We start from the raw sequence: 19,870 nt of genomic DNA on the forward strand, positions 1-19,870 counted from the left end.
ATTGTGTCACTTATCGAGAGGCGGGAACCAGTTGTGACAATCGCCACGACCGATGAACAGCGGGCGGTCCAGGAATCGATAGAGGCCTGGGCTCGCTCGGCCACGCCGATGGACATGGTACGCCGTGGACCAGCAGTTTCGTGGCGGGAGAAATGGTCCGAGTTCGCGTCTCTCGGGATATTTTCGGTCGCCGTTCCTGAATCGGTAGGCGGAGCCGGAGCCGAAATCGTCGATCTCGCAGCAATGCTCGAGCAGGCGGCAATCGAACTCGTGCCGGGTCCTGTTCTCACGACTGCACTTGCAGCTCTGGTGGTTGGGCGTAGTTCGTCGCCCGCTGCCAAGCGCTGGTCCGAAATGCTCGCCGACGGTGCGTTGCCGTGTGCCGTCGTATTGGACGAAAGTCCAGTTGCGGCAACGGCGAATGCGTCCGGCGGCATCGAGCTTCATGGCGAAGGAGGTTACGCCTGGGGTGGAGACTCGGGCGTATCGGTCCTCGTGTCGGCGGGCGTGGTGTCGGAAGGTGAAGGCTCGCGTGTCGTCTGGGCTCTCGTCGACGGAGACAGCGAAGGTGTGACCTACGAAGCGGTCGACACGATCGACAAGTCGCGACCACTGGCGCGAGTCTCCTTCGACCGAGTGACGGTCGACGCCGACCGAATCCTCGATGACATTGCGCCAGGATCGGTTTCCGATCTAGCGGCGGTACTTGGGGCTGCCGAAGCTGCCGGAATTGCGGCGTGGAGTCTGCGTACTGCGGTGGAGTACGCGAAGATTCGCGAACAATTCGGAAAACCCATCGGTTCGTTCCAGGCGATCAAACATATCTGTGCCGAAATGCTGTGCCGAGTGGAAAATGCCGGAGCTGTCGCCTGGGATGGTGCGGTCGCTGCAGAGTCGGGCGACGAACTTCCGATCGCGGCGGCGGTGGCGGCCGCGGTGTCTCTGGACGCCGCTGTCGACACGGCAAAAGACTGCATTCAAGTGCTCGGCGGCATCGGATTCACCTGGGAGCACGAGGCGCACTTCTACCTTCGTCGAGCACTGTCGCTCCGGCAGATTCTGGGTGGATCGTCCCGCTGGCGCGCACGCGTCGCTGAATTGACGATCGGCGGTGCACGGCGTCACCTTCAGATCGACTTGAGTGAGCTGGAATCCGACCGGTCCGACATTCGCGAAGAGGTAGCGCAATTGGTGGCGCTGCCCGAATCCGAACAGCGCAACGCTTTGGCCGAATCGGGCTACCTTGCACCGCACTGGCCGAAGCCGTACGGCCGGGGCGCCAAGGCCGCGCAACAGATTTTGATCGAGGAAGAGTTGGCTGCCGTCGGTATCGGCCGACCCGATCTCGTGATCGGGTGGTGGGCAGTTCCCACCATCCTCGAGCACGGCAGTGCGGAGCAGATCGAAAGATTTGCGACACCGACGCTCAAGGGTGAGATCACCTGGTGTCAGCTTTTCAGTGAACCTGGCGCAGGTTCGGATCTTGCCGCGCTGCGTACGACCGCGGAGAAGGTCGACGGCGGTTGGAAGCTGAACGGCCAGAAAGTCTGGACTTCGCTTGCGCGTGAAGCTGACTGGGCTATCTGCCTCGCCAGAACCGATCGCGAGGTTCCCAAGCACAAGGGCATCACGTACTTCCTTCTCGACATGAAGACGGCCGGGATTCGGATCTCGCCGCTGCGTGAGATCACCGGCGATGCTCTGTTCAACGAAGTCTTCCTCGACGACGTCTTCGTGCCGGACGACTGCGTCGTCGGCCAGCTCGGCGGAGGCTGGAAACTGGCCCGAACAACCCTCGCCAACGAGCGAGTCGCGATGAGCGGGGGCTCTTCGCTCGGCGGTGCGATGGAGGAATTGCTCGAGCTGGCGGGCGATCCCGATCCTGTGGTTGCAGACAAGCTCGGTGGGCTGATCGGAACCGCCATGGTGGGCTCGTTGCTGGAATTGCGCACGACACTGCGGCAATTGGATGGTCAGGATCCGGGCCCGGCGTCGAGCGTCCGCAAGCTGGTGGGCGTGCGCCAGCGTCAGAATGTCGCAGAGTTCGCCATGGAATTGGGTGGCCCAGCCGGATGGGTGGAGGGTCCGCTCTCGCGTGAGTTCCTCAACACGCGATGCCTGTCGATTGCCGGCGGAACCACGCAGATTCTGTTGACCGTCGCCGCGGAGAGAATTCTGGGCCTGCCCCGTGACTAGACGGCGTGAGTAGAGGCCTTTAGAAATGTCCACGTTGGTGATACAACTAGAACACGTTCTACATCAGAGACAGGATTGCCAGCGTGGACTTCACTCCCGATGAAACCCAGGAAGCGGTAGCCGAGGTGGCTACCGCGCTCCTTGCCCGCGAACTGGAGCCGGACGCGCTCTGGGCGGCATTCGCCGAAGCCGACCTGCTCACGTTGGCACTGCCCGAGCGTCTGGGCGGCGAGGGCCTCTCGGTCACCGACGTCGGTTCTCTTCTCGTCGAGGTCGGCCGGGCCGCCGCTCCCATTCCGGCTCTCGCAACCCTCGGCTTCGGCGTACTTCCCATCGTTGCTCTGGGGACCGACGCTCAGCAGGACGAATTGCTCACCGGAGTCAGCGCCGGACGGGTGTTCACCGCGGCGCTCGGTGAGCCGGGTCAGCAGTTCCCGGCGCAGCCGTCGACCACCGCCCATCAGTCGGGCGACTGGTATCGCGTCAGCGGGACGGTGCTTGCCGTGCCTTTCGCGGCGAGCGCACACAGAATTCTTGTGCCCACCGACGCCGGAGTCGTGCTCGTCGATCCGACCGCCGCCGGCGTCGCATTGACGCCGACACCCAGTGCGTCCGGCAGTCCGGAGTTCGCAGTCACCATGGACGAGGCAGTCGGTGAACTTCTCGGTGCCGGCGAGGAAGCCGTCCAGACGCTGTACCGGATCGCCACGGCGAGTATCGGAGCCGTTGCAGACGGTTTGGTGTCCGGTGCCGTCGATCTCACTGCGGCACATGTCGGCTCACGCGAGCAATTCGGCAAGCCGCTCGCAACGTTCCAGGCGGTCTCACAGCAGATCGCCGACGCCTATGTCACCTCGCGGACTCTTCACGTCGCGGCGTTGTCGGCGTCCTGGCGCGTGTCGGAGGGCCTGGATGCTCAGTCGGACCTCGACGTCATGGCGTACTGGATCGCCCAGGAAGTACCCGCCACAATGCAGGTGCTTCACCACCTGCACGGCGGTCTGGGCGTCGACGTCACGTATCCGCTTCATCGTTACTACTCGACTGCAAAAGACTTGGCGCGCCTGCTCGGCGGCGCTTCGCAGCGACTCGACCTCGTGGGGGCCCGGTGTTCATCGATCTGACCGACAGTCAGCGCGCATTGCAAGCTGAACTTCGACGCTACTTCTCGACGCTGATCTCGCCCGAGGAGGCCAAGATCATGCGTGTGGAGCGTCATGGCCCTACCTATCGTGAGGTCATCCGTCGTATGGGCAAGGACGGTTGGCTCGGCGTCGGCTGGCCGGTGGAGTACGGCGGACGTGGGTTCGGTGAAGTCGAGCAGCAGATTTTTGTCAACGAGGCTGTGCGGGCGGATGTCCCACTGCCTTCGGTGACGTTGCAGACAGTCGGTCCGACTCTGCAGAAGTACGGCAGCGAGGAGCAGAAGCAGAAATTCCTGCCCGCGATCCTCGCCGGTGAAGTGCACTTCGCGATCGGCTACACCGAACCGGAAGCCGGCACCGACCTTGCAGCCCTGCGTACTTCGGCGGCACGAAATGGTGACGAGTACGTCGTCAACGGCCAGAAGATTTTCACCACCGGCGGGCATGACGCCGATTACGTGTGGCTCGCCGTGCGGACCGGATCTGCCGATTCACGGCACCGCGGCATCTCCATCCTGATCATGGATACCAAAGATCCCGGCTACACCTGGACCCCGATCATCACTTGCGACGGTGCGCATCACGTCAATGCCACCTACTACGAGGACGTTCGCGTTCCGGCGAACATGCTTGTGGGTGAAGAGAATCAGGGTTGGCGCCTGATCACGACGCAGCTCAACCACGAACGCGTCATGCTCGGTCCGGCAGGTCGTGTCGCAGGGATTTACGACCACGTCTTCGATTGGGCCAAGCGTGAAAACCTGCTTGATCACGTTGACGTACGACGCGCGCTCGGCGAGATTCACGCGACGTATCGCCTCAACGAACTGCTCAACTGGCAAGTGGCATCGAGTGATTCGGAGTCGGTGGACATTGCCGACGCTTCGGCAACCAAAGTATTTGCGACCGAACGCATCCAGCGAGTCGGTCGACTCGCGGAAGAGATCGTCGGACGGTACGGAAATCCGATCGATCCCGAAACGGCTGATCTCATGGAGTGGCTGGACATGCAGATCAAGCGCAACCTGGTGATCACCTTCGGCGGTGGAGTCAACGAGGTGATGCGCGAATTGATCGCTACCGCCGGCCTGAAGCTTCCCCGCGTTCCGAGATAGGAAACAAATCGTGTCAGATCCCATTCTCACTGCTGCCGAGCGGGTTCGAGAGGACGGGCCAAGCGCTCCTCGCGCCGGCCGTGACCCCGTGAACTTGCCGATGATCCGCAACTGGGTCGAGGCGATCGGTGACGAGAACCCGATCTACGTCGACGAATCGGCCGCCCTCGCCGCCGGACACGACGGAATAGTCGCGCCGCCGGCGATGGCGCAGGTATGGACGATGCGCGGTCTGGGGGCAATTCGAGAAGCCGACGATCCGTTGGGCCGGATGACGGACATTCTCGACGAGGCCGGATTCACGTCCGTCGTCGCGACCAACTGCGATCAGATCTACCACCGCTATTTGAAGCCGGGTGAAGAAGTCACCATCTCCTCGGTGTTGGAAGACGTTGTGGGACCTAAGAAGACAGGTCTTGGTGAAGGGTGGTTCTTCACTACCCGTAGCTTCTGGCGGGTCGGCGAAGAACTGGTCTCGGAGATGATGTTCCGGATCTTGAAGTTCGCGCCGCCGGTAAGTGAGTGTCCCTCCACTGACGTGCCTGCGGACCTGGACGCATCTCGGATGCTGCGCCCGACGGCGTCTCTCGACACACAGTTCTTCTGGGACGGTGTCGCCGCACACGAGTTGCGTATTCAACTGCGTGCGGATGGTTCGGTGCAGCACCCACCCGTGCCCGCGATCTGGAAGGACAAGTCGGAGCAGACCGACTACGTGGTCGCGTCAGGGCGGGGAACGGTCTTCAGTTTCGTCGTTCACCACGCGCCCAAGGTTCCTGGTCGGTCATTGCCGTTCGTCGTTGCCCTGGTCGAACTGCCTGAGGGTGTGCGGATGCTCGGCGAATTGCGCGGCGTCGATCCCTCGAGTGTGTCGATCGGAATGGAGGTGGAGGCGATCTACCTCGACTTCCCCGGAGACGACGAGACCGGGGGAACTCCCTGGACTTTGTACGCCTGGCAGCCGGTTGGGGTTTCTGCGGTTTCTGCGGTTTCTGCGGTTTCTGCGGGGAAGGAGTGACGATGACTTTGACGACGGATATCACTGTGGGAGAAGTTCTTCCGCAGCTCTCGATTTACGGCGACCCGACGTTTGTGGTCTCGGCAGCACTAGCTACCCGCGACTTTCAAGATGTTCACCACGACCGTGATCTCGCACAGAAACGCGGCTCGAAAGACATTTTTGTCAACATCCTCACCGACACCGGCCTGGTGCAGCGATTCGTGACCGACTGGGCAGGACCGCGGGCAGTACTCACGTCGATCAAGCTGCGCCTCGGGGTCCCGTGGTACGCCTACGACACTTTGACGCTCTCCGGCACGGTGACCTCCTACGACGAGGATCTCGTTTCTCTCGCGGTGGTCGGCAAGAACAGTCTGGGAGATCACATCACTGCGCAGGTCACACTGGCATTTCCGGCGTCGGGCTCGAATGGAGACATTGAAAACGGAGACATTGAATGAGCGCATTGTCCGGCAAGGCCGCGATCGTCGGAATCGGAGCCACGGATTTCTCGAAGGACTCCGGTCGCAGTGAACTGCGACTGGCCGCCGAAGCTGTTCAAGCCGCGTTGGACGACGCCGGTCTGACACCCGCCGACGTCGACGGTCTTACCTCGTTCACCATGGACACCAACACCGAAGTGGCAGTAGCTCGTTCGGTGGGTATCCCGAACCTCAAATTCTTCAGTCGTATTCACTACGGTGGCGGTGCCGCTGCGGCGACGATTCAGCAGGCGGCCATGGCGGTTGCCACTGGCGTCGCGGACGTCGTCGTGGCCTATCGCGCATTCAACGAGCGATCGGGTGCGCGTTTCGGGCAGGTGAACTCCGGCCTTGTGGCGCAGGTCAATTCGTCGGGAACGGACAACGCCTTTTCCTATCCTCACGGATTGGGTACTCCCGCATCGTTTGTCGCGATGGTCGCGCAGCGATACATGCACGTATACGGAGCGTCCAGCGAGGACTTCGGTCGAATCGCCGTCGCGGACCGTAAGCATGCAGCCACCAATCCGAAGGCGTTCTTCTACGGAAAACCGATCACCCTCGAGGACCATCAGAACTCGCGATTCATCGCTGAACCTTTGCATCTCCTCGATTGCTGCCAGGAATCCGACGGCGGCATCGCCATCGTCGTCACCTCGCCAGAACGAGCCAAAGATCTGAAGAACACACCCGCCGTTATCGCTGCCGCCGCACAGGGCAGCGGGGCAGATCAATACATCATGACCAGCTATTACCGCGACGGTTTGACCGGCCTACCGGAGATGGGCCTTGTCGGTGATCAACTCTGGTCACAAAGTGGGCTGCGCCCGTCGGACATGCAGACGGCGATCTTCTACGACCACTTCACGCCCTATGTTCTGATGCAGCTCGAGGAACTCGGTTTCTGCGGTAGGGGAGAGGCCAAGGACTTCATCGCCGGTGGCGCAATCGAACTCGGAGGCAAGCTTCCGATCAACACCCATGGTGGACAGCTCGGCGAGGCATACATCCACGGGATGAACGGTATCGCCGAGGGAGTTCGGCAGATCCGTGGTACTTCGGTCAACCAGGTCGACTCCGTCGAGAATGTACTGGTGACTGCGGGAACGGGCGTTCCGACATCGGGGCTTGTGCTGACTCGCTGATTATCGTGGGCACAGCTTCATCAGGCGTCACGGCCTGTTGGCACCGCATCGAGGTCTCCTTCGATGCGGTGCTGGCCCGTGTTCTGTTGTGCCCGAGGAGTACTACCTCAGGTTTTGAAGGTGGTGTTCGCCGGCCGCGGGTGCTGGCCGGGGTCGATCGAGGGCGGCGGGATGAACCACGGTTTGTTGTCGGCGCCGATGCGGATTTCCCATTTCCCGACGAATCCGGTTTTTCGGTGCATCAACCTGTGATGTGAACGGCACAGTAGGACAAGGTTGTTCATCAACGTCGGGCCACCGTTGGCCCAGTGCCGGATATGGTGTGCATCCGTCCAGGCGGGCACGCATGTGCAACCCGGGAAGGCGCAGCCTCTGTCGCGGGCGATCAGCGCCACTCGCTGTTCGGCGGACACTAATCGCTTTCCGGGTTTCGCATCGAGCGGCGCGCCGTGACCGTCGAGCAGCACCGTGGACAGGAAACAATCACACCCGAGAAGCCTTGTCTGCGACACCGACAGCGGCCCCAGCCACGGCATGTGCCCGACATCAAGATCCGACACAGCCATTCCGTCATCAGAAGTGGAGGGTGTTGCGGCGCAGCCCCGATGCTCAGCGAGATCACGCGCGTTGATGTGAACGTTCACGTGCGGACGCTGACCACCATCGAAACCGGTCTTCGCGCAATCGAGGTAACGCCGGATCAGTTCGGTGAACCCGTCCGCGGTCCGCTTCGCCGCCGACCGGGAATCCGGGGTTCCATCGGGTGCCGGGGTGGGCATCGTCAGATTCGACAGGGCGGAGAGCAGCATTTCGCCGGTGAGAGCATCGAAATCACCTCGCACCACCACCCGACCGTTCAACGTCGACGCGATCCGCAACTCGTTGCGATCCACATCTTCCGCGGGCGGAATCTCATCGGACTCGAACACTCGCTCCAAGGTCGCGATCACGTTCCGCACCTTCGTGGTCGTCGCCTCCACGCCCGACGCAGCAGCCAACAACAAATCGATACAGCGAGGCAATGCGGCGTCCGGCATGCCCTTCGGCGGGGATTCACAGAACGCCACGATCAAGACGGCGTGCTCGAACGAGCAATCCCCGACATCGAACCGGGCAGCCACCGCCGGAAGCGGGCGTAGCGCTGCACCGAGGGCGGCGATCTTCTTCCCGTCCCGAACCTGCAGCATCGTGTTCGCCGCCAACCAGGCACCGACACCGCGGCTGGCGATCAGCTGATCATCGGGCCGCATCGAGAGTTCGTCGACCACCGCCACCCGAACGGCCTCGAGCCGCAGAATCTCCGCGCTCGCCGACACCGCAGCGGCACGTAACTCAGAAGCAGACAACCGCCACAGGCGTCCGCGCAACCCCACCGCAGAACCCGACACCACATCCGACAACAGAACACTCATTGAATCCCCCGATCCCCTCCCCAAATCATACTCGAACATGCGTTCGAGTCAAGAGGTGCTTTCGGGCTCGCTCTAGGATCGCTGGATGTTCACGTTGACTACGGAACGCCTTGTTCTTCGAGATTTCACTGCCGCGGATGAAGATGCCGTCCATCAGTACGCGTCCGACCCTGCCGTCTGTAGATATGTTGATTGGGGGCCGAACACCCCTGCGATGACCAGGGCATTCCTGGCTGACACGGCACTCGAAGCTGCGCTCGTCGAACGTCGCACGTTCACCCTGGCCATCACGTCGAAGGCTGATGGAACGGTCATCGGTTCGGTAGCTGTGTGGGAAGTGTCCGTCGCGCACCGGCGGGCGGAACTCGGTTTTGTCGTGAACCCGAAGTTCCAAGGACGAGGTTATGCATCCGAGGCAGGGAGCGCGGTCCTGGGACTCGCCTTCGCTCGCCTTGGAGCACAGCGCGTGCAGGCAACGTGTCGTCCGGAGAACTCGGCGTCGGCGTCGGTGCTCACCAAAATCGGAATGGTGGAGGAGGGGCGGATGAGGGCTCACATGGTGATCCGGGGGACCGCGGTGGATTCGCTGCTTTTTGCTGCAACACGACCTGCCGCCGTACAGCCATAGACCGCGTCGGCTCACTTTCGTGAGCTTCCCGGGCCCTGGTGCGATACTCGAACCATGTTCGAGGATGCCTTGCTCATCGACGCGGCCGGCCGGCCCACCATGCAGCATCACCAGGCCTTTTCTCGGGACTGGGACCGCATCAAGGAATGGTCCGACAACATCTACATGCCGTATACGGTCACGCCGATAGGAAGTCGGTTGAAGCCGGCTTCGGACATGTACTCGGCAGCGGTGGGCAAGATCGACGTGACCCGATTCTGCTACGGCATTCCGGTCTCTGTCGGTGAATGTTCTCCTGAGGCCGGAAACATTCTGGTTCTGACGACGATCAGAGGCAACGGCCGACATGCCCTTGGCCGGGGAGCTGCGGCAGATACTGCCGTGGGGGAGACTTTTGTCGCCGACTGTAGTCGGACCGACTATTTCGTCGAATTCGACGAGGATCATCTGCAGCTGAATCTCACTGTGCCGCATCAGCTTGTCGCGGACCACGCCCGGCAGTGGTACGGGGCGGTTCCCGACGATCGTCTGTGGCGGCACAAGTGCACCATCGGCGGGCGTGGCTCGAGTTGGCTCGCATTGATGGACTACGTCGTTCGCGCGATTGCAGAGTCACCTGACGCGATGTCGGGTGAAAGGCTGGGCGCCAGAGTTCAAGAACTCATCACGGCTCAGCTTCTCGACGAGTGGGCGACGCAGGCCGGGTTGCAACTCGGCGCCGACGTCGCCTCCGCCGAACCGGCATACGTGCGATCGGCGGAGGAGTACATCGATACCTTCGCGCGCTCGGTACCGACGGCGTCCGAGATCGCGGCTGCGGTGGGTGTCAGTGTTCGGGCGCTCACTGCGGGATTTCGACGGTACCGAGACACCACGCCGGGGCAACGATTGCGCGCGCGTCGACTGGAGGGGGTACGCAGCGAATTGTTGCGTTCCGATGGGAGAACCGTCTCCGAAATCGCAAACGCCTGGGGCTACGTCAATCTGGGCATGTTTGCGGCCGCCTACCGGAAACGGTTCGGAGAGTTGCCTTCCGAGACTCGGAACCCACTCTGAGGATAGTTGTTTGAACGGTCATGACGATCGGTTTACGCACTCGATGAACTGCGATGATCCGTTGTTTCGTGTCGGAGCGTTCTGCAAGGATTGAAATCGAACGTGACAGCAATCCCACGAGCTAGGAGTACGTCATGGCAACTCGACTCAATCCGTACATCAGTTTCAACGGTAACGCGCGTGAAGCGTTGGAGTTCTACAAGGGCATTTTCGGTGGCACGCTGGCGCTGAGCACGTTCGGTGAATTCGGCAATCCCGGCGAAGGCGGGGACAAGATCATGCACGGAATGCTCGAGACCGATCAGGGATACACCCTGATGGGTGCTGACACTCCGCCAGGCATGCCGTACAACCCCGGCGACAACATCACGGTCAGCCTCAGCGGCGACGACGGCGATGTGCTGCGCGGGTACTGGGAGCAACTGTCGGGAACAGGTACGGTCAGCGTTCCGCTCGAGAAGCAGATGTGGGGCGACGAATTCGGCGCCTGTACAGACAAATTCGGTATTTCCTGGCTGGTGAATATCGGAGCGCCCCAGAGCTGACTCCAGACTCTGCCCGGTTCTGCCGAAACGAGACAGTTTTCCTGCCGTTTCGAGGCAGAGCCGGGTGTGTGATCGCCGTTACATTCTGTTCGACAAGACAAGTTGCAAGTCGGATGGAGAAATGCAGTGACGATCGAAGATATTGCGCGGAAGCCCCTTTCGAAGCAGCGCCTCGACGACGTGCTGGCGCGAGCAACTCAGGGGGCTGATCGCGTCCCGGGTGTGGTCGCGATGATCACGGATCGAGAAGGCAACATCTACGAGGGTGCTGCGGGTGAGCGGACTCTCGGTTCCGGCGTTCCGATGACCCTCGATACAACCTTTGCGCTCTTCTCCACCACCAAGGCGATCACCGGTACCGCTGTCTTGCAATGTGTGGAGGAGGGGTTGCTCGATCTCGATGCACCTGCAGCGACCTATGTTCCCGACATCGGTGAGCTGAAGGTCCTGGACGGTTTCGACGCCGGCGGAAACCCCGTTCTTCGGGAACCCAAGCGTGACATCACCACTCGCATGCTGCTCCTTCACACTGCAGGGTTCGGCTACGACTTCTTCAACGAGTCGTACAACCGGCTCTCGCAGGAACATGGGCAGCCCAGCGTGATCACGTGTAGCAAAGCGGCGCTCACGACACCGCTGCTCTTCGACCCGGGTGAGAAATGGGAGTACGGCACCAACATCGACTGGGCCGGACAGGTCGTCGAGTCGATTCGAGGTCAGCGACTCGGCGATGTCATGCGTCAGCGCATCTTCGAACCTCTCGAGATGGCCGATACGGCATTCACGATGAGCCCGTCGATGAAGGATCGACTTGCGCCGATCCATCAGCGCGAGGGCGACGGAAGCCTCACTCCGCTCATCGGATTCGAGCTTCCGGCCGAACCCGAGGTGCACATGGGTGGTCACGGTTTGCACGGCACTGTCGGCGACTACATGAAGTTCATTCGTATGTGGCTCAACGACGGCGCGGGCACATCCGGTCGCGTGTTGTCGCCGGAGACGGTAGCTGCAGCCGTTCAGAACGGGCTCGAAGGCCAGCACGTGGGGTTGTTGCCCGGAGTTCTCCCGACGCTGTCCAACGATGCGGAATTCTTCCCCGGTGTACCCAAAGGATGGGCGTACTCCTTCATGACAAATGAAGAGGTGGCACCCACCGGTAGGCCGGCCGGATCGCTGGCTTGGGCGGGTCTTGCCAACCTCTATTACTGGATCGACCGGCAGACCGGCGTCGGCGGGTTCTGGGCAACGCAGATTCTGCCGTTCGCGGACGCTGGATCCATCAACGGATACCTGGAATTCGAGACCGCCGTTTACCAGTGATCGGCTGGATTCCCGCTGTCCGGGATCGACTGTTTCTTTCGGGCGGGTTCGGAGTACGCATGCAGTACAGCGCACGCTTGCATACGACGAACTAGGAGACGGCATGAACAGCCTCGAAGGCAGCTTCGAAGGAAAAGTTGCACTGATCACCGGCGCCGCACGCGGTCAGGGGCGCGCCCACGCTGTTGCATTCGCGGAGCGTGGCGCGGACATCGTGATCTGCGACCGGTGCGAGAACAGTGATGTCGTCGCCTACCCCCTCGCAAACGAGGAGGATCTGAAGGAAACTGTTCGTTTGGTGGAAGCCACCGGTCGTCGGTGCATTGCCGTCAAGGCGGACACTGCTGATCGCGACGCAATGGACGCGCTCGTTGCCCGCGCTGAAGCCGAGTTCGGCCGTGTCGACATCGCCGTCGCGAATGCCGGTGTGTCCGTGCCCGCTCCGATCACGTCGATGACGTCGGCACAGTGGAACGAAGTCATCTCGTCGAACCTGACCGGTGTGTTCAACACCGTTGCGGCCGTGTCAGGTGGAATGGCGGAACGTGGTTACGGTCGCATCATCACGATTTCCTCGATGATGGGTCGATCCGGTGGCACCCAGATGGCGGCGTACGGCGCCTCCAAATGGGGCGTCATCGGTTTGACGAAGAGTGTGTCGCTCGAACTGGCCAACTCGGGTGTGACCGTGAATGCTATTGCACCGGGAAACATCTCGACGCCCATGATTCACAACGACATGATGTACGCAATGATGCGGCCTGACCTCGAATCGCCGACGGCAGACGACGTCGAACCCGTGTACGCGACTCTGCATGCGCAGCCGGTCGGTTGGCTGGATCCCTTCGAGATCACGCGAGTAGTCCTGTTCCTCGCCGCCGACGCGAGTGCCCACATGAGTGGCATCGTGGTTCCTGTCGACGCCGGAGTAGCCGCTCGCTCGAACGCTTGACGGACAAGGCTGTTCGCGCGAAAGCGCGGACCGGGTGGGTCGTCGGCGTCCTGAGTCTGAGCGGTGTGGTGGTCGCGCTGCAACAGACCTTGGTGGTGCCGGTCCTGCCTGCGTTCGCGACGGCATCGGGAGTATCGTCGTCCACCGCTTCCTGGCTGGTGACCTCGACGTTGCTGACCGGTGCCGTCGCAACCCCTCTCATCGGCAGACTCGCCGACATGTTCGGCAAGCGCGCGATGATGCTCGTCTGTCTTGCCGTGATGATCGTCGGCTGCATGGTTGCTGCGCTCAGCCAGAGTTTCTGGTTACTGATCCTCGGGCGCTCGTTGCAGGGGTTCGCGACGGCACTTCTGCCCGTCGGAATCAGCATCATGCGCGATGTCCTTCCTCCGGAAAAGCTCAGTGGTGCAGTAGCTCTCATGAGTGCGACGTTGGGGATCGGTGGCATGTTCGGTATGCCGATGGCTGGGGTGATCTCGGCGCACTGGGGACTACCCGCGCTTTTCTGGGTCACCGGTGGATTCGGGGTAGTACTGATAGTCGTCTTGCCGCTGGTGGTGCCGGAATCGGCGGTGAAGAGTCGCGGACGCTTCGACTTTCTGGGGGCCACGGTCCTCACACTCGCTATGACTGCACTGCTGCTGGCCGTTTCGAAAGGAACCGAATGGGGCTGGGCAAGCCCCGAGGTTCTGGTTCTGATCGCGTCCGGCGTGGTCTTGCTCTGTGGATGGATTCCGTGGGAACTGCACACGCCGGCACCACTGGTCGATCTGCGGACTTCCCTTCGCGCTCCGATTCTGGTTTCGAACGTCTGCGCAGTATTACTCGGTTTTGCCATGTTCATCAGCGCGTTGGCGGCAACGCAGGAACTTCAGTTGCCCCTGGCGTCGGCGGACGGTCTCGGACTCTCGGCTGCCGAAGCCGGACTGGCGATGATGCCGGGCGGAGTCCTGATGATCGGATTGGCGCCGGTGTCGTCGAAAGTGACGAGGCGATGGGGAGCGAAGGCTACGTTGGCGTCGGGTGCGATCGTCATTGCAATCGGATATGTCTTGCGTGTGCTGTTGGCGCCGACGTTGGTCAATATCGTGATCGGCGCTGCCGTGGTATCGGCCGGTGTGGCATTTTCGCTGGCGGCCATGCCGACTCTGATCACCGAATCTGCGCCGATCCATCAGACTGCCTCGGCCAACGGATTCAACAGCCTGCTCCGTTCGGTCGGTACCTCCACCGGAAGCGCCGTTGCGGCAGCGGTATTGGCCAGTTCAACGGTGGTGGTCGGTGCGAGCGCTGTGCCGACCCTGCATTCGTTCGCGGTTTTGTACTGGATCGGAGCGGGCGTATCAGCACTGGCCGCCGCGGTGACGTTGGCCGTGAAGGTGGAGCGGACGGGGGCGGTATCGCTGCCCGAGTTACCAATTGCAGCCGAAACCGATGGCGCAACGAAGATCGGGTGAGTCGACCGACTGACCCGATCTTCGTCGTCACCGCTATCTTCGACTGGAATCAACCAGGTACTCGAGATTCTGGTTGTACGGGGTGGCCGTTACCGCAGCGTGCGAACTCACCCGGGACACCTCGGTAGTGCCGCGAACGACAGAAGCCTTGATGGAACCTACTTTCAACGGTGCTATGCAGCTGCTCATCCCGGCCGGGGCATTGCAGGTGGTTGTCGTGGTTCCCACCGTCACTTTGACGACCGCCGGCGCCGTCAAGAAGGAAAGGACTTCGACGGTATCGCGAGCGGGGGACGACCATTGGCGCAGTGTCATAGGGGCAGCAGAGCGATTGACGGGGACCGCGGAGACCGACTGATTGCGGTAGATGAGATACGCGGTGTCGCGAACAATCGCGGGTGAGGCGCCGGTGCGGAAGCTGTACAACCCGTAGGAACTCATGTCGAGCAACGCACGCCCATGGCCGACGCTGGGCGCGAACGACGTTCCCTCGCTGTAGTCGTTCCAGGTGACGAGCTGTACCCATTCGCTGTTGGACGCAATCGCAATCTGCCACATGTTCTGCAGATTCTGTGAATTCTGTGCCTCGTCGTAGATCGACTGACTTGGACGAACATCTTGGAAGGCGACTGGTTGCATCCATATCTTTCCCAAGGAGTGAGCGGCAGCGGCAAGTCCCATCGGAGAGTTCGGGTTCGATCCCGAGAGCGGATTTCCTGCCGGATTTCGATTACCCCAATTCGACATCCCGTAGCTGATCGATGCAAAAGAATTCCGGTTGGCTGCAGCGTCGAGGAAAACCGGAACAAATGCCACATTTATGCCGTAAGAATTCTTCATAAGAGTGATGAACTCCGACCACCAGCCCGCTGTCTTGTTTTCGGCAAGGAATGGAGATATCACGAGCCGTCCGTCGTTCAATTTGAACGATGATGCCATGGTCGAATACGGTCTCATCTCTGCTGCCATTTGAGCTGCGGTCATGTTTTTGAACGCGCCGTTCATATCAGGCATGAGCATGATCTTGAAATTCGGATCGACTGCTGCGGCCGCTTTGATCAGGGCGGTGGGCACGGTGGAACCCCACCAACTGGTGTCGGTTGCCTTGGCGATGATGTCGACGGAGAATCCGTCGATGCCCGCGGCGATTGCCGAACGAACTTCGTTTTCGAGGTCGCGTTGGCGCCACTGCGTATCGGCGATGGGTTGCCGCGGTGTCGGCCGATCGCGGAGGAATCCCCCGTAGCGAACGTGTTTGTTGTTCTCGCCGTTGACCGTAAGATATTGTGTCGCATAGTAATCGCCAGACGGATTCGCATTGTCGATCGAAACCGGATAGGGCGGGAAGTAGTGAGCGAAAACCAACTTTCCGTTCAGTGCTGACTTGGGTGGAATGTCGAATGGCAGCGCTGCAGATTCAGGATTCGCCGAGAACGAGGTAAGCGTGTACGTCGGCGCGGAGCGCGGTTGTGTGTTGTACGCGGCGATCAGTGCGGCCGCGACAATCACGGCCAGGGTGAAGCAGATGGTCTCGAAGGAATATTTCGCCGTTTTTCGGATCCACGGAGTTCGGATGTATCGAGTTCTGATACTCATGGCACAGTCAGCCTTTCTCGATCCCCCGAAGTATGAGTCTTCCCCGCGTGCACTGAATCGGTGATTCAATTCTTTTCGGCCTCTGTCTGATTTGTAATTCGAGATTCGACACCATAAGTCAACCGTCACCGGCCCGAGTGTCACTTGCTGTACGAGTGTAACGCTGCCGCGTTCATCATGAATACCTGAAAGCGGTCTTTGTTCAAGAATTTCGGGTTTTTCTTTCCGGTATATATCCGTCGAAAGGTCGGTGAAATTTATCGGCTGTATTGGACAGGACTGGGACGTGTGGTCTGTTCCGTACCTCGTGGCCGAAAGGCACCGGCGAAACCAGGGAGGTGATTGCAGCCGGGCAACTGACGAAAAATCCTGGAATGTGTCGGCCGCCTGGGTCACACTGGGGAACGGACTACCGACGGATTACCGATGCGGGAGGGCTCATGACCGAAGCGATTGTGGCCGAGGGGCTGGTCAAGAAGTACGGCGACGTCACGGCATTGGACGGCATCGACCTGGAAGTGCGCGAGGGTTCGGTGATGGCTCTATTGGGTCCCAACGGCGCCGGAAAAACCACTGCGGTAAGGATATTCACGACGCTGCTCATTCCGGACGGTGGACGCGCCAAGGTTGCCGGGCTGGACGTGGTCGAGGATGCGCGGGCGTTGCGGTCCAAGATCGGTGCTTCGGGTCAGTATGCCGCGGTCGACGAGTACCTGACGGGCTATGAGAACTTGGACATGGTCGGGAGGCTGTATCACCTCGGCGCCCGAAGCAGTAAGGCACGAGCGCGTGAATTGCTCGAGCAGTTCGATCTCGTCGAGGCTGGAGATCGGCCGGTCAAGGGCTATTCCGGCGGAATGCGGCGACGTCTCGATCTGGCCGGCGCATTGGTTGCTCGGCCGCAGGTGCTGTTTCTGGACGAGCCGACCACCGGCCTCGATCCTCGTGCGCGACTCGGTCTCTGGGATGTCATCGAAGGGTTGGTGGCGCAGGGGACAACACTGTTGCTCACGACGCAATACATGGAGGAAGCCGAGAGGTTGGCCGACCAGATCGCGGTCATCGACCGCGGCTCGGTCATCGCGCGCGGTACTGCAGATCAGTTGAAGGCTCGGGTCGGGGGTGAGCGCATCGAACTGAGTGTGCACGAGGTCGAACATCTCGACATCGTCCGCGAGGAATTGCGCTCGCTTGCCGTGGGGGACATTCAGGTTCAAGAGAATGTCCGTCGCGTCACCGTTCCTGTCGACGACGGCACCGATGCGTTGGTCGCAGCGCTGAATCTCCTGTCGGCACGAGGCATTCGGGTGTTCGACGTCGGTCTGCGCCGGCCCACTCTCGACGATGTCTTTCTCACACTGACCGGGCACCAGGCTGAACTGGAGGATCAGAAATGACCGTGCAGATGGCGCTCGAAGACGGTTTGACCATCGCCAGGCGAAACTTGATCAAGATCAAACGCGTTCCGGATCTGCTGGTGTTCACCACTTTGTCGCCGATCATGTTCGTGCTCTTGTTCGCATACGTGTTCGGCAGCGCGATCTCCGTCCCGGGCACGTCGTATCGAGAGTTCCTGATCGCCGGGATCTTCACGCAGACGGTCATATTCGGTGCTACCTGGACTGGTTTGGGGATGGTCGAAGATATTCAGAAAGGAATCATCGACAGATTTCGATCGCTGCCCATGGCTCCGTCTGCCGTGCTGACCGGCCGAACATCGAGTGACGTGTTGATCAACGTCATCAGCTTGGTGGTCATGTCGTTGACCGGTCTTCTGGTGGGGTGGCGCATCCATTCCAGCTTCCTCGAGGCGGTGGCCGGGTATGCGCTGCTTCTGTTCTTCGCGTACGCATTGTCATGGGTCATGGCTGTCGTCGGGCTTTGGATCCGCACGCCGGAAGTGTTCAACAACGCGAGTTTCATCGTCATCTTTCCGCTGTCGTTCATCGCGAACACTTTTGTCGAGACCACCAATCTTCCCGGCCCGCTCAAAGTGATCGCCGAATGGAATCCGGTGTCGGCGGTGACTCAGGCGGTGCGTGAACTGTTCGGCAATACCAATCCTGCGATGACGGTTCCGGATGCGTGGCCACTGCAGAATCCGGTCATCGCGTCGCTGTTGTGGACTTTCGGTTTGCTGATCGTCTTCGTGCCGTTCGCTATTCGTCGGTATCAGAAGGCAGTCAGCCGCTGACCTGGTGATTCCGGCCGGTAGGGTGGGTATGTGCCGGAGCCCGAACGCATCGACAAACGCAGCCTGAGATACGCCGGGCGACGTGAGGAGTTGCTCGACGCGCTGACCCGCTACGTCATCGACAACGGTGTCGGGGAACTGACGGTGAGGCAGCTCGCCAAGGCCGTAGGTGTGTCGCATGCGTCGTTGCTCAACCATTTCGAGAGCAAGGAGAACCTGCTCTCCGAGGTCATCGAGAACATGCGTGGTGAGTCCATTCCGATTGCGGTTCCGATGAAACCGGGGGTCGATCCGGCGGCAGTGCTGACCGCGTGGTGGACCGAACGTACGACGCCGGAGGTCCTGCCGCGGTTCCGAGTGATGGTCGAGATTTACGCCCTCGCGCTCGGCGACCGCGAACGCTACGGACGGTTCCTGGACCGTTTTGTAGGCGATTGGATCGAGGCACTGGAAGCCGGTCTACGACAAGCGGGTTGCCCCGAGGACGATGTTGCCTCTGTCGCTACTCTGTTGCTCTCGCAAATGCGGGGTCTGTCGATGGATCTTCTGGCCACTGGGGACCGGGCCCGCGTCGATCGTGCGTTCGGGCTTTTTGTCGACGGCTTTGCCGCCCGCGCTCAGGAGTGGTCCACGCCAGGATCCGATCGCCTTCAACACTGACCGATCACCACGGTCGAGGCGGTCTCACTGTAGGTTGCCACTCGAGTGAGAAACCCTCCCCGAGTGAATGTTTCAACAGTCATTTCGACCTGCTCCGTACTCGTCTCGACGAGAAGACAGCCACCCGGTCGTAGCCACGGCGCAGCGTCCGCGATGATGCGTCGCTGCAGGTCCAGTCCGTCGGTGCCGCCGTCCAACGAGACCAGCGGTTCGTGAAGACGGGCTTCGGGCGGCATCAGCCTGATCGAATCGGTGGGGACGTAAGGTGCATTGGCAACGACGACATCCACGCGACCGAGTAATTCCGTCGGCAGTGGTTCGAACAGATCGCCTTCGAGTACGCGCTCGGGCGGTGTGATGTTTCGGCGAGCGCACCGCACCGCGGCTGGTTCCACATCTACCGCGTACAAATCGACGGCATCGAGCGTCGACTGCAGGACAGTACCGACAGCTCCTGAGCCACAACACATGTCGACGACGACGCTTCCCGAGACGACGAGTGAGCAGGCCTGCCGGGCGAGGAACTCGGTGCGCCGGCGTGGGACGAAGACTCCAGAGTCGATGTGAATGCGCAAGCCGCAGAACTCGACCCATCCGAGGACAGGTTCGAGTGGTTCGCCGGCAACTCGTCGGTCGACCATCGCGTCGAGTTCATCGAGAGAGCGTGCGGTGTGAAGAAGTAGGCGAGCCTCGTCTTCGGCGAATACGCAACCTGCTGCTCGGAGAGTCGCAGCCACCGACTTCTGCTGCGAAGCAGGGAAGGTCGGGAGATCAGGTGCTGACATGAGAGAGCCTTTCGGCCTCCTGATCTCGCTGGGACCTGCACGTATCGAACACCGCCACCCTACCCGAGCAGGCGTGTCACGACGGTAGATGCGGAGCGGGAATCTAGGTTGACCAATTGGTAAGGCTGTTCTATGGTCTGAACTCGATCGGCTGATGTGGGGCCGATCACCACAGATGCACC

At 61.0% G+C, this 19,870-nt stretch carries 18 protein-coding genes; 15 read left to right on the top strand and 3 right to left on the bottom strand.

What is annotated here, in order from left to right; translation table 11 throughout:
• Positions 1-33 precede the first annotated feature (33 nt).
• The 6 genes from RA302_RS03780 (at position 34) to RA302_RS03805 (ending at position 7,083) form a co-directional block, all read left to right on the top strand.
• Positions 34-2,196, top strand: coding sequence for an acyl-CoA dehydrogenase (locus RA302_RS03780; protein ID WP_019746852.1), 2,163 nt, complete (start codon positions 34-36; stop codon positions 2,194-2,196).
• Between the two features lie 83 nt (positions 2,197-2,279).
• Positions 2,280-3,320, top strand: a complete 1,041-nt coding sequence (locus tag RA302_RS03785) for an acyl-CoA dehydrogenase family protein (protein WP_020968401.1) — start codon at positions 2,280-2,282, stop codon at positions 3,318-3,320.
• Entirely contained in the window at positions 3,305-4,456 is a 1,152-nt protein-coding gene (locus RA302_RS03790) for an acyl-CoA dehydrogenase family protein (protein ID WP_084326786.1), read from the top strand. Before RA302_RS03785 ends, RA302_RS03790 begins: the two co-directional genes overlap by 16 nt.
• A gap of 7 nt (positions 4,457-4,463) precedes the next feature.
• On the top strand, positions 4,464-5,474 hold the full coding sequence (locus RA302_RS03795; RefSeq protein ID WP_166502904.1) for a bifunctional MaoC family dehydratase N-terminal/OB-fold nucleic acid binding domain-containing protein: 1,011 nt from the start codon (positions 4,464-4,466) through the stop codon (positions 5,472-5,474).
• Positions 5,475-5,476: 2 nt separating this feature from the next.
• Entirely contained in the window at positions 5,477-5,917 is a 441-nt protein-coding gene (locus RA302_RS03800) for a MaoC family dehydratase (protein ID WP_020968404.1), read from the top strand.
• Positions 5,914-7,083, top strand: a complete 1,170-nt coding sequence (locus RA302_RS03805) for a lipid-transfer protein (RefSeq protein ID WP_019746856.1) — start codon at positions 5,914-5,916, stop codon at positions 7,081-7,083. The genes RA302_RS03800 and RA302_RS03805 overlap by 4 nt, the downstream gene beginning before the upstream one ends.
• Positions 7,084-7,190: 107 nt before the next feature.
• On the opposite strand, the gene RA302_RS03810 is transcribed toward RA302_RS03805, so the two are convergent.
• The gene (locus RA302_RS03810; RefSeq protein WP_166501815.1) at positions 7,191-8,495 is read right to left on the bottom strand and encodes an HNH endonuclease signature motif containing protein; all 1,305 of its coding nucleotides are present in this window, start codon (positions 8,493-8,495) and stop codon (positions 7,191-7,193) included.
• Between the two features lie 85 nt (positions 8,496-8,580).
• Between RA302_RS03810 and RA302_RS03815 the strand changes: the two genes are divergently transcribed.
• From RA302_RS03815 to RA302_RS03840, 6 genes are all read left to right on the top strand, one after another.
• Entirely contained in the window at positions 8,581-9,123 is a 543-nt protein-coding gene (locus RA302_RS03815; RefSeq protein ID WP_047890312.1) for a GNAT family N-acetyltransferase, read from the top strand.
• A 54-nt stretch (positions 9,124-9,177) separates the two neighbouring features.
• Positions 9,178-10,179 carry an AraC family transcriptional regulator gene (locus tag RA302_RS03820; protein WP_042449367.1) on the top strand — a complete coding sequence of 334 codons (1,002 nt, stop codon included), beginning with the start codon at positions 9,178-9,180 and terminating at the stop codon, positions 10,177-10,179.
• 134 nt (positions 10,180-10,313) lie between these two features.
• A complete protein-coding gene (locus RA302_RS03825; protein ID WP_003945857.1) occupies positions 10,314-10,724 on the top strand; it encodes a VOC family protein in 411 nt (136 codons plus the stop codon).
• A gap of 180 nt (positions 10,725-10,904) precedes the next feature.
• A complete protein-coding gene (locus RA302_RS03830) occupies positions 10,905-12,044 on the top strand; it encodes a serine hydrolase domain-containing protein (protein WP_225320379.1) in 1,140 nt (379 codons plus the stop codon).
• Between the two features lie 103 nt (positions 12,045-12,147).
• Complete coding sequence (locus RA302_RS03835; RefSeq protein WP_003945658.1) at positions 12,148-12,996, top strand: mycofactocin-coupled SDR family oxidoreductase; 849 nt, start codon at positions 12,148-12,150, stop codon at positions 12,994-12,996.
• Entirely contained in the window at positions 12,993-14,453 is a 1,461-nt protein-coding gene (locus tag RA302_RS03840) for an MFS transporter (RefSeq protein ID WP_166501816.1), read from the top strand. The genes RA302_RS03835 and RA302_RS03840 overlap by 4 nt, the downstream gene beginning before the upstream one ends.
• A gap of 33 nt (positions 14,454-14,486) precedes the next feature.
• Here RA302_RS03840 and RA302_RS03845 read toward each other — a convergent pair whose 3' ends face one another.
• Positions 14,487-16,049 carry a glycoside hydrolase family 71 protein gene (locus RA302_RS03845; protein ID WP_084326828.1) on the bottom strand — a complete coding sequence of 521 codons (1,563 nt, stop codon included), beginning with the start codon at positions 16,047-16,049 and terminating at the stop codon, positions 14,487-14,489.
• Between the two features lie 440 nt (positions 16,050-16,489).
• Here RA302_RS03845 and RA302_RS03850 point away from each other — a divergent pair, with 440 nt between their 5' ends.
• From RA302_RS03850 to RA302_RS03860, 3 genes are read left to right on the top strand one after another with little or no spacing between them, the layout of a single operon-like run.
• On the top strand, positions 16,490-17,446 hold the full coding sequence (locus tag RA302_RS03850; protein ID WP_003945489.1) for a daunorubicin resistance protein DrrA family ABC transporter ATP-binding protein: 957 nt from the start codon (positions 16,490-16,492) through the stop codon (positions 17,444-17,446).
• A complete protein-coding gene (locus RA302_RS03855; RefSeq protein ID WP_003945537.1) occupies positions 17,443-18,243 on the top strand; it encodes an ABC transporter permease in 801 nt (266 codons plus the stop codon). Before RA302_RS03850 ends, RA302_RS03855 begins: the two co-directional genes overlap by 4 nt.
• A 30-nt stretch (positions 18,244-18,273) precedes the next feature.
• The gene (locus RA302_RS03860; protein ID WP_166501817.1) at positions 18,274-18,903 is read left to right on the top strand and encodes a TetR/AcrR family transcriptional regulator; all 630 of its coding nucleotides are present in this window, start codon (positions 18,274-18,276) and stop codon (positions 18,901-18,903) included.
• On the opposite strand, the gene RA302_RS03865 is transcribed toward RA302_RS03860, so the two are convergent.
• Positions 18,894-19,688, bottom strand: a complete 795-nt coding sequence (locus RA302_RS03865) for a putative protein N(5)-glutamine methyltransferase (RefSeq protein ID WP_166501818.1) — start codon at positions 19,686-19,688, stop codon at positions 18,894-18,896. The genes RA302_RS03860 and RA302_RS03865 overlap by 10 nt on opposite strands.
• Positions 19,689-19,870 lie beyond the last annotated feature (182 nt).

It is taken from the genome of Rhodococcus sp. DN22, from assembly GCF_036669995.1.
Taxonomy (GTDB): Bacteria; Actinomycetota; Actinomycetes; order Mycobacteriales; family Mycobacteriaceae; genus Rhodococcus_F; species Rhodococcus_F erythropolis.